Below are 12,547 nucleotides of genomic sequence, written 5' to 3' on the forward strand. Positions count from 1 at the left end.
CAGAAAGAGTCCTGAGGTTCGTCTGCTCCCCATCCGAAGATGAAAGCGCATCCGGTCCCTCAGGACCCAACAGCGTGCATGTGCCGACGCAATCACCCCCAGCTTTCCCAACCCGAAGGCCGTACTCACCAGAAACTCAATCCCCGACACCCCATCAAATGTTCCACCCATGAGCTCCCTGCAGAGACATTCGCTCTGATCAGGGCTCTGTCACTCCGAAGAGCGCAGTGCTCCTTAGAAAGGAGGTGATCCAGCCGCACCTTCCGGTACGGCTACCTTGTTACGACTTAGTCCTAATTACCGATCCCACCTTCGACGGCTCCCTCCACAAGGGTTGGGCCACCGGCTTCAGGTGTTACCGACTTTCATGACTTGACGGGCGGTGTGTACAAGACCCGGGAACGTATTCACCGCAGCGTTGCTGATCTGCGATTACTAGCGACTCCGACTTCATGAGGTCGAGTTGCAGACCTCAATCCGAACTGGGACCGGCTTTTTGGGATTCGCTCCACCTCACGGTATTGCAGCCCTTTGTACCGGCCATTGTAGCATGCGTGAAGCCCAAGACATAAGGGGCATGATGATTTGACGTCATCCCCACCTTCCTCCGAGTTGACCCCGGCAGTATCCCATGAGTTCCCACCATTACGTGCTGGCAACATAGAACGAGGGTTGCGCTCGTTGCGGGACTTAACCCAACATCTCACGACACGAGCTGACGACAACCATGCACCACCTGTTTACGAGTGTCCAAAGAGTTCTACATTTCTGCAGCGTTCTCGTATATGTCAAGCCTTGGTAAGGTTCTTCGCGTTGCATCGAATTAATCCGCATGCTCCGCCGCTTGTGCGGGTCCCCGTCAATTCCTTTGAGTTTTAGCCTTGCGGCCGTACTCCCCAGGCGGGGAACTTAATGCGTTAGCTGCGTCACGGAATCCGTGGAATGGACCCCACAACTAGTTCCCAACGTTTACGGGGTGGACTACCAGGGTATCTAAGCCTGTTTGCTCCCCACCCTTTCGCTCCTCAGCGTCAGTTACGGCCCAGAGATCTGCCTTCGCCATCGGTGTTCCTCCTGATATCTGCGCATTCCACCGCTACACCAGGAATTCCAATCTCCCCTACCGCACTCTAGTCTGCCCGTACCCACTGCAGACCCGAAGTTGAGCCTCGGGATTTCACAGCAGACGCGACAAACCGCCTACGAGCTCTTTACGCCCAATAATTCCGGATAACGCTTGCGCCCTACGTATTACCGCGGCTGCTGGCACGTAGTTAGCCGGCGCTTTTTCTGCAGGTACCGTCACTTTCGCTTCTTCCCTGCTAAAAGAGGTTTACAACCCGAAGGCCGTCATCCCTCACGCGGCGTTGCTGCATCAGGCTTGCGCCCATTGTGCAATATTCCCCACTGCTGCCTCCCGTAGGAGTCTGGGCCGTGTCTCAGTCCCAGTGTGGCCGGTCACCCTCTCAGGCCGGCTACCCGTCGACGCCTTGGTGAGCCATTACCTCACCAACAAGCTGATAGGCCGCGAGCTCATCCCTGACCAAAAAATCTTTCCAACCGTTGAAGATGCCTCCACGGTTCGTATCCAGTATTAGACGCCGTTTCCAGCGCTTATCCCAGAGTCAGGGGCAGATTGCTCACGTGTTACTCACCCGTTCGCCACTGATCCACCCAGCAAGCTGGGCTTCACCGTTCGACTTGCATGTGTTAAGCACGCCGCCAGCGTTCATCCTGAGCCAGGATCAAACTCTCCAAAAAGAAAAAATGCATACACCATCGGGAAAACGACAATGCAGCGAGTTCGAAACTGACCAAAAGGATGCCATCACTGACAATCCATAATGCCGACACCAAAGTGCCGGACTTGATCCAAAGGAATCTCACCCCACCAAAAGGCAGGGACGAGGTAATTTGGCATTTGACAAGTGCACGCTGTTGAGTTCTCAAGGATCGGACGCTCCCGCAGCTCAGCCTTCCAGCCTCGCCCGCAGGGCAACTTCACAATCTTATCCATCTCGCGCAGCTTGTCAAGTCGGCGCTTCGGGATCTCAGATCCACAGTGGCGACCGACGACGTCCTCCGCGAGAGGATTCCCATCCTAGACCAGAAGCCTTCTTCTCTCTACCGAGAGGTTCGGGACGGGATTACGTTCTCCACTTGAGGGGGCAAGACCTTCCGGCCCTTCGCTCTTCCCTGTGGGGCGAACAAGTAATAACTTACGCGCCACGACACCATCGAGCAAATCACACCCGCGTCCCGGGCGTGTCGCGCTGCCAGGCTACCTGACCACCTCCTTCCTTCCGGCGAGATACTGCCTCCATGCGCATGCTCCCCGATGCAGGCCCACGGTGCCCTCTGTGCGGCGACCGCCTCGGTTTCGAGATTCTGGACGACGAGCGATTCCTCGTCGCATGGTCGTGTGTGATCTGCGGCGCCATCCGCACGACGGAACCGCCGTAGCTCCGAGTCCTAGATGTACTTCCCCGGGAGGTTGTGAACGGGTGAGGTAGGCGAAGACCTCCGGGCAGGATGTGGGTTACCACACTCGCATCCTGACCACGGAGGTCTTCGTGTCTCACGCTAACGCGCCTTTGACGCCGGTAGGGCGTCGTCGTCTTGCTGTCCTCGTCGTGGATCGGGGCTGGTCGTTGCGGCGGGCAGCGGAACGGTTCCAGTGCTCGCCCGCGACGGCGAAACGGTGGGTCGACCGGTATCGGGCCGGGCTGCCGTTGACGGACCGCAGCTTCAGGCCGCAGACCTCGCCGAACCGGCTCCCGCGGAAGACGGAACGGAGGATCGTGTCGTTGCGGTTCACCCGCCGGTGGGGTCCGCACCGGATCGCGTATCACCTGGGCCTTGCCCGCTCGACGGTCGGCCGGGTGCTGGCCAGGTATGGGATGCCGAAGCTCGTGAACATCGATCAGGCCACCGGGCTGCCAGTCCGCAAGCCGACGCCGAAGCGGTACGAGGTCGCAAGACCGGGCCAGCTGATCCACGTCGACATCAAGAAGCAAGGCCGGATCCCTGATGGCGGCGGCTGGCGCGCCTTCGCCGCCCACGGGCTGGAGCAGCATCAGGACGATCATCGCGATGAGGATGGCCGTCGTGCTCGCGCGCTCGGCATCCGACCCTCCGGCAGCGAACGCCGCCTCACGCGACACGGACGGCACCGTCACCGTGAACGTGTAGAACGCCGCCGTGCCACCCGACGTCATCAGCACGACCCACAACAACGGTCGCCAGCCGTCACGAAACAGATCCGCGAGCCCCGCCGCCGCAGGACGCGTTCGCTCGCTCGGCATCCGTCGGGCGAGAACCAACGTCATGACTCCCGCGAGCGCACCCAGCCCGAACGCGACCCGCCACCCCCACGCCGAAATCTTCGGGAGGACCCGCCGAGGAGCGCCCAGGTCACTCCCGCGCGCGGCTGACCGACATCGGGCGCCGGTGCGGCGGAGTTCATGCGCTCACGACCGGCAGCGGCGGTGTCGTCGCAGTTGATCCGTCCCGGGTCAGACGTTGAAGCGGAACTCCACGACGTCGCCGTCCTGCATGACGTAGTCCTTGCCCTCCAGGCGCGCCTTGCCCTTCGCGCGCGCTTCGGCGACAGACCCGAGCGCGACGAGGTCGTCGAACGAGATCACCTCGGCCTTGATGAAGCCCTTCTCGAAATCGGTGTGGATCACCCCGGCGGCCTGCGGCGCCTTCCACCCCTTGCCGATCGTCCACGCCCGCGCTTCCTTCGGACCCGCCGTCAAGTACGTCTGCAGCCCGAGCGTGTCGAAACCGATGCGCGCCAGCTGGTCGAGGCCCGACTCGTCCTGCCCGGTGGAGGCAAGCAGCTCCGCCGCCTCGTCGGGGTCGAGATCGATCAGCTCCGACTCGATCTTCGCGTCGAGGAACACCGCCTTCGCCGGCGCGACGAGCGCGGCCAGCTCGGCCTTGCGGGCGGCATCCGTCAACACCGCCTCATCGACGTTGAAGACGAAGATGAACGGCTTCGCGGTGAGCAGGCCCAGCTCCTTGATAGGGGCGAGGTCGATCCCGGATGCCGAGAGCAGCACGCCGCGCTGCAGTGCGTCACGCGCCGCGACGGCGGCTTCGAGAACGGCCGGGTCGAGCTTCTTGCCGCGCACTTCCTTCTCGTAGCGGACGATCGCCTTCTCGAGCGTCTCGAGGTCGGCGAGCTGGAGCTCGGCGTTGATGGTCTCCATGTCGGATGCCGGGTCGACCTTGCCGTCCACGTGCACCACGTCGGAGTCCGCGAAGCCGCGCACCACCTGTGCGATGGCATCGGCTTCACGAATGTTCGCCAGGAACTTGTTTCCCAAGCCCTCGCCCTCGCTCGCGCCGCGCACGATGCCCGCGATGTCGACGAACGAGACGGCGGCCGGAAGGGTGCGCTCGCTGCCGAAGACCTCAGCGAGCTTGTCCAGCCGCGGATCGGGAAGGTTCACTACTCCGACGTTCGGCTCGATCGTCGCGAACGGATAGTTCGCAGCGAGCACCTGGTTCTTCGTCAGTGCGTTGAACAGAGTCGACTTGCCGACATTGGGAAGACCCACGATTCCGATGGTAAGAGCCACGGGGGTCAAGTCTACGGGGCTGAGCACACCCTCCTCTCCCGCGCCGCCCTGGTTCGTCACCACATCAGACTCCCGAGTAAAGTAAGGGTTACCTATCTTCAAAAGAGAGTGCCGTTATGCCTGTGACTGTCCCTCGCCGCCTCGCGGCGGCATCCGTTCTCGTCATCGCCGCGCTGGGTCTGTCCGCCTGCGCGGGTTCCACCGCGCCCGGCGCGTCCTCCTCCACGGATTCGTCCAGCCTCAGCGGCACGTCGATCACCGTCTACAACGCGCAGCACGAAGAACTCACCCAAGCGTGGGCGGACGCCTTCACGAAGAAGACCGGCATCGAGGTGGTTCTGCGTAACGGCAGCGACTCCGAGCTCGGAAACCAGATCGTTCAGGAGGGGTCCGCCTCACCGGCCGACGTCTTCCTCACCGAGAACTCCCCCGCCATGTCCCTCGTCGAGAACGCGGGGCTGCTCGCCCCGGTCGACGCCGCGACGCTGGCAAACGTCCCCACGCAGTACCGCCCCGCCAGTGGCGATTGGACAGGGATCGCAGCACGGTCGACGGTGATGGTCTACAACCCGTCACTCATCTCCTCAGACCAGCTGCCGACATCGATCATGGACTTGCAGAAGCCGGAGTGGAAGGGACGGTGGGCGGCGTCGCCCACCGGAGCGGACTTCCAGGCGATCGTCTCCGCCATCCTGCAGGAGAAGGGCGAGGACGCGACGACCGCGTGGCTCACCGCCATGAAAGAGAACGCCTCTGCGTACAAGGGCAACAGCACCGTCATGAAGGCCGTCAACGCCGGCGAGATCCCGCTCGGCGTGATCTACCACTATTACTGGTTCATCGATCAGTCCAAGACGAAGGAGAACAGCGCCAACACGAAACTGGCCTACTTCGGCCCCCAGGACCCGGGGGCGTTCGTCAGCGTTTCGGGCGGAGGAGTGCTCGCCTCGAGCAAGGACGCCGCCGCCGCGCAGCAGTTCCTCGCCTTCATCACCGGCCCGGACGGACAGCAGGTTCTCCGCGACGGCACGAGCTTCGAGTATGCGATCGGCAGCGACGTCGCCTCCAACCCGGCTATGCCGCCGCTGAGCTCTCTGCAGCCGCCGGCGATCGACCCCTCGACGCTGAACAGCAAGAAGGTCACCGACCTCATGACGGCCGCGGGGCTGATCTGAGCCTCGCCACCGCCGACCGCCCTGCGGTCAGCCCACCCGTGCAGCGGCACCGCGTGCTCACCACGCCGGTGCCGCTGCTGGCGCTCGCCGTCATCGCGGCGGCGCTGCTGCTCGTCCCCGTCGGCTTCGTCGTGTGGGTCGCCATCTCGGAGGGCTGGTCGCAGCTGAGCACCCAGGTGTTCCGCCCCCGGGTCGGCGAGCTGCTCGCCAACACCCTCGGTCTGCTCGTTCTCGCCGCGCCGCTGTGCGTCGCGGTGGGCGTCGGCGCGGCCTGGGCCGTGGAACGCACGGCCCTGCCCGGCCGGAAGATCTGGGCGATCGCGCTCGCCTCCCCGTTGGCGATGCCCGCCTTCGTCGGCGGATACGGCTGGATCTCCGCCGTGCCCTCTCTTCAGGGACTCGGCGGTGGAGTGCTGATCGCGGTCGGCGCCTACTATCCGCTCGTCTACCTCCCGGCCCTGGCCACGCTGCGACGCCTCGATCCGGCGCTCGAGGAGTCGGCCCGCTCGCTCGGACTCAGTCCGCTCGCAACCTTCTGGCGGGTCGTCCTCCCCCAACTGCGCGTGGCGATCCTCGGCGGCGGACTCGTCGTCGCGCTCCACCTGCTCGCCGAGTACGGCGCCTTCGCGCTGCTGCGCTTCGACACCTTCACCACGGCGATCGTCAGCCAGTTCCAGTCCAGCTTCGCCGGCCCCGCAGCCAACGCGCTCGGCGTCGTCCTCGCGGCCCTCTGCCTCGTGCTGCTCGTCGGTGAAGCGAGCGCTCGCGGTCGGCTGCGGTACGCGCGGATCGGACGCGGCGCCGCGCGGCCCGCCGTCCCCTACCGGCTGGGTCGGGCGGCGATCCCCGTCACGGCGGCGCTCAGCGGCATCCTGATCCTCGCCGTCGGCATTCCCGGCGCGAGCCTGCTGCGGTGGGCGCTGCGCCCCGAGGGCTGGCAGAGCATCCATCTGCTGCCGGCACTCACCCAGACCCTTCTGCTGTCGGGCGGCGGAGCGCTCGCCGCGACCGTCGTCGCCCTCCCCTGCGCCTGGTTGAGCGTGCGGCACCCCAGCCGCCTCGCCCGCGGCATCGAGGGCGCGATGTACCTGGCCAGCAGCCTGCCGACGATCATCGTCGCGCTCGCGCTGGTCACGGTGACTCTTCGCGTCGTGCCCGGGCTGTACCAGACTCCCGCAACCGTCATCGCGGCCTACGTCATCGTGTTCCTCCCCCGTGCACTGGTGAGCCTCCGCAGCGGCTTGGCGCAGGTGCCCCCGCGCCTCGAGGAAGCAGCGCAGACCCTCGGCCGCACGCGGTTCGCGGCGACGGTCGAGGTGACGGCGCCGCTGATGGCATCGTCGTTCGGTGCGGCGTTGGCCCTCGTGGGCCTCGGCTGCGCGAACGAGCTGACGGCGACCCTCCTGCTGGCACCCAGCGGAACGCGCACCCTCGCCACCCAGTTCTGGTCGGAGACCTCGAACGCCGACTTCGTCGCCGGTGCCCCGTATGCGATCATGCTCATCGTGCTGTCGGTCCCGAGCGTCGCCCTCCTTCTCGCCGATGCCCGACGGCGGAGCGATCGATGACCTCGTTGACGGTCACGGATGCCGGTGTGCGCCTCGGTGGGGATCTCGTACTCGCCGGCGTGCACCTGTCCGTCCCCGACGGGGAGAGACTCGCGATCGTGGGCCCGTCGGGAAGCGGCAAGTCCACACTGCTGCGCGCGATCGCCGGGTTCGAGCGCATCGCGGCCGGCGAGATCCGTCTGGGCGACGAGGTCGCCGCCACGGCGACACGCCACCTGTCCCCGCATCGGCGACGGATCGGCTACGTCGCGCAGGACGGCGCTCTCTTCCCGCACCTCACCGCACGACGCAACATCGCCTTCGGGCTCCGGGGCTCAGCGAGCGGCGAGCGCGCCGGTGCGGTCGCGGCCGCCGCAGCGCTCGCCGGCATCGAGCCCGAGCTCCTCGAGCGCTATCCCCACGAGATCTCCGGGGGTCAGCAGCAGCGCGTCTCTCTCGCTCGCGCTCTCGCCCCGCACCCGCGCGTGCTTCTGCTCGACGAGCCCTTCAGCGCGCTCGACACCGAACTGCGCGCGCAGGTGCGCACACAGGTCGTCGATGCGCTGACGCGGGCGCAGGTCACGAGCGTCCTCGTGACCCACGACCCCGAAGAGGCACTCGCCTTCGGGCACTCCGTCGCCGTCCTCGACGACGGACGGCTGCAGCAGGCCGGTGTGTGCGCGGACGTGTTCTCGCGTCCTGTCTCCGCATCCGTGGCGCGTCTGCTCGGCGACACGGTCCTGCTTGCGGGCGCGAAGACCGCGACCGGTGGGTTCCGCTGCCCGCTCGGCACGCTCACCGTGGATGCCGACTTCTCCGACGGCGCCTCGACGAGCGTCGCCATGGTGCGCCCGACACAGCTCAGGCTGACGACGGATGCCGGGGCGGCGCCTGCCCGTGTGATCGCCATCGCGGTCGTGGGCGCGACGGCCACCGCCACGATCGCCTGTGCCGACGGCACCACGGTCGGCGTGCCGCTGCGCGCCGTCGGGTCGCCGCTGCCCGCCGTCGGCGACCACGTCCGGATCACCGTCGACGGCGGCACCGTCGTCTACGCGGCTTGACACCTCGGCGCGGCGTCCGCCCGCTCATCGGCGGATGCTGCGGAACGCCTCGGTGCGATACGGCAGGTCGACGATCTCGACCCCGTCCTCACCCCGGTGACACGACGCGGCGAAGAGCTCCTCGACCTCGGCGAGGATGCGGTCCCGCTCCGAGGGCGTGGCGGTGATGACGTAACTGCGCGAGCGCACCATGGCCGCGAGCTCTGACCGCGTCAGTCGTCGCGACCATCGCCAGCTCTCATGCTCGAGCGCGCCGAACGGTGCGGCGACGGCCGGCCCCGCGCCGGACAGAAGCTCTTCAGCGTGACTGCCCTTCATGATGACCCAACACGACGGCGTCGACGCTCTCATCGCGAAGCTTCATGCGTTCGGCGGAGTCGATCAGCGTCTCCACGGCCGGAAGGGCCTCTCTCAGGGCGGCGAGCATCGCGGCATCCGGTTCCACGGCGATCACGTCGGAACCCGCATCGAGCAGCGCGGCGGTGAGCTTTCCGGTACCCGCCCCGACATCCGCGACACGCGGATGTTGACCGGCCGGAGCCAGTAACCACTCCACGGCCGCCGCTGGGTACGACGGCCGGCCCGCCTGGTACTCCCACGCCGCCGAACCGAAGCTGACAGCCATCTCGTCGCGTGTCGCCATGGGCCGACCCTACGCCTGCAACCTGTTGCAACCTCGACGTTCCTACCGTCGAGACATCTGGCGGAACGGCTCCGCCGAGAGGAAGTGATGTCAATGACGACTCTGACCGACACCCCTGATGCCGCCGCGACCGAGGCGATCGCCACGACCATGCGCGCCGCGGTGGTCACCGCGCCCGGCGAGCCGCTGATCGTCTCCGACGTGCCGGTCCCGCGCCCTGGTCCCGGCCAGGCACTCGTGCGCGTGATCACCAGCGGCGTCTGCCACACCGACCTTCACGCGGCGCGCGGCGATTGGCCGGTCGCCCCGAAGGCCGATCTCATCCCCGGACACGAAGGCTACGGCGAGGTCGTCGCGCTCGGTCCCGGCGTGACGACGCTCACCGTCGGCCAGAAGGTCGGCAATGCCTGGCTGTGGTCGGCGTGCGGAACGTGCGAGTACTGCCGCACCGGATGGGAGACGCTGTGCCCCGCGCAGCACAACGGCGGATACTCGGTGGACGGGAGCTTCGGCGAGTTCATGCTCGTCGATGAGAAGTACGCCGCGCGGATCCCCGACGGCGCCGACCCGGTCGAGGTCGCCCCGATCCTCTGCGCCGGGGTCACGGTGTACAAGGGGCTGAAGATGACCGGCGTGCGACCGGGCGAGTGGGTGACCATCTCGGGCATCGGCGGGCTCGGCCACATCGCGGTGCAATACGCGCGGGCGATGGGCATGCGGGTTGCCGCCGTGGATGTCGACGACGCCAAGCTGGAACTCGCTCGCCGCCACGGCGCGGAGGTCACGGTCAACGCCGCGCAGGCCGATCCCGGCGCCGCCATCTCGGAGCACACGGGAGGAACGCACGGCGTCCTCGTCACCGCGGTGCATCCCAAAGCCTTCGACCAGGCGCTCAGCGTCGTGCGGCGGGGAGCCACCATCGTCTTCAACGGCCTGCCGCCCGGGACCTTCGACGCCGACATCTTCGACATCGTCCTGCGCGCGATCACGATCCGCGGATCGATCGTCGGCACGCGCCAGGACATGATCGAAGCGCTCGACTTCTATGCCCGCGGTCAGATCCACCCCACCGTGCACGTGGAGAGCCTCGAGGACGTCAACGACATCTTCGAGCGGATGGAGAAGGGCCAGATCGACGGTCGGATCGTCATGCGCTACTGACCCGGGCACGACGGCCGGCGGGGAGCGAACGCAGCAGGTTCGCTCCCCGCCGTGCGCCGGGGTCCGCAGTGCGCTCCCCCGGCGCGCCTGCCGATGCCACGTGGCCTCGACGCGCACAGTTGAGTGGTGGCCCTCGACTTCACCGCGATCGACTTCGAAACCGCGAACTCGTCGAGCGCCTCGGCGTGCGCGGTCGGTCTCACTCGTGTGCGCGATGGTCGTGTCGTGGAGACGGCGGGCTGGCTCATCAAACCCCCGGCCGGTCACGACCGCTTCTTCGAGCTGAACATCGGCATCCACGGCATCCGCCCGGAGGACGTCGTGGATGCTCCGACGTGGATCGACCAGCTTTCGGCCCTCGACCGGTTCGTGGGCGACGACGTCGTCGTGGCCCACAACGCCGGATTCGACATGAGCGTCCTGCGGCGCGCGTGCGAGGCGACGGATGCCGCGTGCGCGTCGTACCGCTACCTGTGCAGTCTCCAGGTCGCCCGCAAGACCTACGACCTCGCCTCGTATCGACTGCCGTCGGTGGCCGCTGCCGCGGGATTCCTCGACTTCGCCCACCACGACGCCGCGTCCGATGCGCTCGCCTGCGCGCACATCATGATCGACGCCGCGGCGCGCGCCGGTGCGCACGACGTCGTCGAACTCGCCATGCTGCTCGGTGTGCGCGTCCCGCGGCTCGCCGGCAGCGACCGGCTCGCGCCCGTCGCCCCGGCGGTCGGCTGAACGGCCGCACACCGCACCGCGCGGCGCCCACGGATGTCGGTGGCGTGCGCCACCCTGGAGGCATGGACGCCTTCAGCCTCATCGTCGTCGGAGCGCTGTGCCTGGTCGTCGGCACCGCCGGCGGCTGGACCACCGGGGTCTCGCGCGCCGCGGAGCGCACGGCACGCGAGACCGCAGACCTGTCGGCGCGCCTGGCGGCGGCGGAGACGTCGGCTCGCGCGCTCGGCGCGCAGCTGGAGCATGAGCGTACGCTCACTCGCGACCTCGGAGCCCAGGCCCGCGCCGATCTCAGCGCTCAGCAGGAACGTGAACGACGTGACCAGCTCGTCCTTCGAGCGCTCGCGCCGGTGCAGGAGTCCCTCCAGCTGATGCAGCAGAAGGTGACCGACCTCGAACGCGATCGCCAGAGTCAGTACGGCTCCCTCGCCGAGCAGCTGCGCGCGGCCCGCGCCAGCGATGAGGCGCTCCGGGCGACCACCGAGTCCCTCGCGGGGGCCCTGCGTTCCAACGCCACACGCGGCGTCTGGGGTGAGACGCAGTTGCGGCGCGTGGTCGAATCAGCGGGGCTGACCCGCTACGTCGACTTCGATCTGCAAGCGTCGGTGACTTCCCACGCCGGTGACGGTAGACCCGACATGATCGTTCGCCTGCCGGGCGGCATGTCGCTGGCGGTCGACGCCAAGGTGCCTCTCGATGCCTACATCGAAGCCTCGGCGATTGCGATCACCGCGACCGGCGAGGAGGCCACCCGTCGTGCGGGTCTGCTCCAACGTCATGTGCGGGCCGTCCGCGCCCATGTCGACGCCCTCGCCAAGAAGTCGTACTGGTCGGGACTGGATTCGAGCCCCGAGTTCGTCGTGTGCTTCCTGCCGAACGAGGCGTTGCTCGCGACCGCACTCGAGGAGGATCCGACGCTGCTCGATCACGCGTTCCGCCAGCGTGTGGCGCTCGCCTCTCCCGTGAACCTGTGGGCCGTCCTGAAGACGGTGGCCTACACCTGGACCCAGCAGGAGGTCTCCACGGAGGCCCGCCGCCTCTTCGAGCTGGGAACCGAGCTGTATCAGCGGCTGGGGGGACTCGCCGGGCACGCCGAGGATCTCCGCCGCGCCATCGAGCGCACGGTCGACACCTATAACCGCTTCACCGGATCCCTCGAGTCGCGTGTGCTCGTGACGGCGCGGAAGTTTCCCGGGATCGACGAGACGAAGCTGGATGCCGCGGCTGCTCCCGCGTCGATCGAGAAGACACCGCGAAAGCTCGTCGCCCCGGAACTGATGGTGGACTCGGCCGACGCCGACGCCGACGCCGATGCCGACGCAACTGCAACGGGCATCTCAGCCGATCTCGGCTCGCTCAGGGACCGGCTGTGAGCGGAGGCGCGCTCAGGCGGGAAACAGGTTGAGCAGCCCCACAACTGACAGGGAGACCGCGACGAACGCGCCGATCATCCACCACGCACTGACCTGGTGACCCTCCGGCATCCGGCGACGCAACAGCACGTCGGGTCGGCGTGCGGGGTCCACGGGAACGCTCACCTGACCCGTTCTGGGACTGCTGGATGCTGCGGACATGTGACCCCCGGACTGCGTGGAAACGTCTGTGTCGCCGGTGACACCGTTGCCCATTGTGCCAGAGG

The 12,547-nt window shown here is 67.0% G+C and carries 10 protein-coding genes, 1 rRNA gene and 1 pseudogene; 7 read left to right on the top strand and 5 right to left on the bottom strand.

The window, feature by feature from the left end:
* Window positions 1-238: 238 nt before the first annotated feature.
* A 16S ribosomal RNA gene (locus JOE53_RS08055) occupies window positions 239-1,761 on the bottom strand.
* An 812-nt stretch (window positions 1,762-2,573) separates the two neighbouring features.
* On the opposite strand from JOE53_RS08055, the pseudogene JOE53_RS08060 reads away from it, so the two are divergent.
* Window positions 2,574-3,050, top strand: a pseudogene (locus JOE53_RS08060) (helix-turn-helix domain-containing protein); the annotation flags it as partial.
* A 465-nt stretch (window positions 3,051-3,515) separates the two neighbouring features.
* Here JOE53_RS08060 and ychF read toward each other — a convergent pair.
* On the bottom strand, window positions 3,516-4,589 hold the full coding sequence (gene ychF / locus JOE53_RS08065) for a redox-regulated ATPase YchF (protein ID WP_204947364.1): 1,074 nt from the start codon (window positions 4,587-4,589) through the stop codon (window positions 3,516-3,518).
* Window positions 4,590-4,705: 116 nt separating this feature from the next.
* Here ychF and JOE53_RS08070 point away from each other — a divergent pair, with 116 nt between their 5' ends.
* From JOE53_RS08070 to JOE53_RS08080, 3 genes are read left to right on the top strand one after another with little or no spacing between them, the layout of a single operon-like run.
* Complete coding sequence (locus JOE53_RS08070; protein ID WP_204947365.1) at window positions 4,706-5,764, top strand: iron ABC transporter substrate-binding protein; 1,059 nt, start codon at window positions 4,706-4,708, stop codon at window positions 5,762-5,764.
* Window positions 5,765-5,802: 38 nt separating this feature from the next.
* Complete coding sequence (locus JOE53_RS08075; protein WP_082784285.1) at window positions 5,803-7,332, top strand: ABC transporter permease; 1,530 nt, start codon at window positions 5,803-5,805, stop codon at window positions 7,330-7,332.
* Window positions 7,329-8,375, top strand: a complete 1,047-nt coding sequence (locus tag JOE53_RS08080; protein WP_204947366.1) for an ABC transporter ATP-binding protein — start codon at window positions 7,329-7,331, stop codon at window positions 8,373-8,375. Before JOE53_RS08075 ends, JOE53_RS08080 begins: the two co-directional genes overlap by 4 nt.
* A gap of 24 nt (window positions 8,376-8,399) precedes the next feature.
* Here the strand turns inward: JOE53_RS08080 and JOE53_RS14720 are convergent, their stop codons facing one another.
* Window positions 8,400-8,693, bottom strand: coding sequence for a hypothetical protein (locus JOE53_RS14720; RefSeq protein ID WP_233449515.1), 294 nt, complete (start codon window positions 8,691-8,693; stop codon window positions 8,400-8,402).
* Window positions 8,674-9,018, bottom strand: a complete 345-nt coding sequence (locus tag JOE53_RS14725; protein WP_233449516.1) for a class I SAM-dependent methyltransferase — start codon at window positions 9,016-9,018, stop codon at window positions 8,674-8,676. The genes JOE53_RS14720 and JOE53_RS14725 overlap by 20 nt, the downstream gene beginning before the upstream one ends.
* A gap of 93 nt (window positions 9,019-9,111) precedes the next feature.
* Between JOE53_RS14725 and adhP the strand changes: the two genes are divergently transcribed.
* The 3 genes from adhP to JOE53_RS08100 all read left to right on the top strand — a co-directional run bounded on the left by adhP (window position 9,112) and on the right by JOE53_RS08100 (window position 12,281).
* Window positions 9,112-10,179, top strand: coding sequence for an alcohol dehydrogenase AdhP (gene adhP / locus JOE53_RS08090; protein WP_204947367.1), 1,068 nt, complete (start codon window positions 9,112-9,114; stop codon window positions 10,177-10,179).
* A gap of 126 nt (window positions 10,180-10,305) precedes the next feature.
* Entirely contained in the window at window positions 10,306-10,911 is a 606-nt protein-coding gene (locus tag JOE53_RS08095; RefSeq protein WP_204947368.1) for a 3'-5' exonuclease, read from the top strand.
* A 62-nt stretch (window positions 10,912-10,973) separates the two neighbouring features.
* Window positions 10,974-12,281 (top strand): DNA recombination protein RmuC, encoded by a 1,308-nt coding sequence (locus JOE53_RS08100; protein WP_204947369.1) that lies wholly within the window; start codon window positions 10,974-10,976, stop codon window positions 12,279-12,281.
* Window positions 12,282-12,293: 12 nt separating this feature from the next.
* On the opposite strand, the gene JOE53_RS08105 is transcribed toward JOE53_RS08100, so the two are convergent.
* The gene (locus JOE53_RS08105; RefSeq protein ID WP_259457147.1) at window positions 12,294-12,446 is read right to left on the bottom strand and encodes a hypothetical protein; all 153 of its coding nucleotides are present in this window, start codon (window positions 12,444-12,446) and stop codon (window positions 12,294-12,296) included.
* Between the last annotated feature and the right edge of the window lie 101 nt (window positions 12,447-12,547).

The sequence above is a fragment of the Microbacterium laevaniformans genome (genome assembly GCF_016907555.1).
GTDB lineage: Bacteria > Actinomycetota > Actinomycetes > Actinomycetales > Microbacteriaceae > Microbacterium > Microbacterium laevaniformans.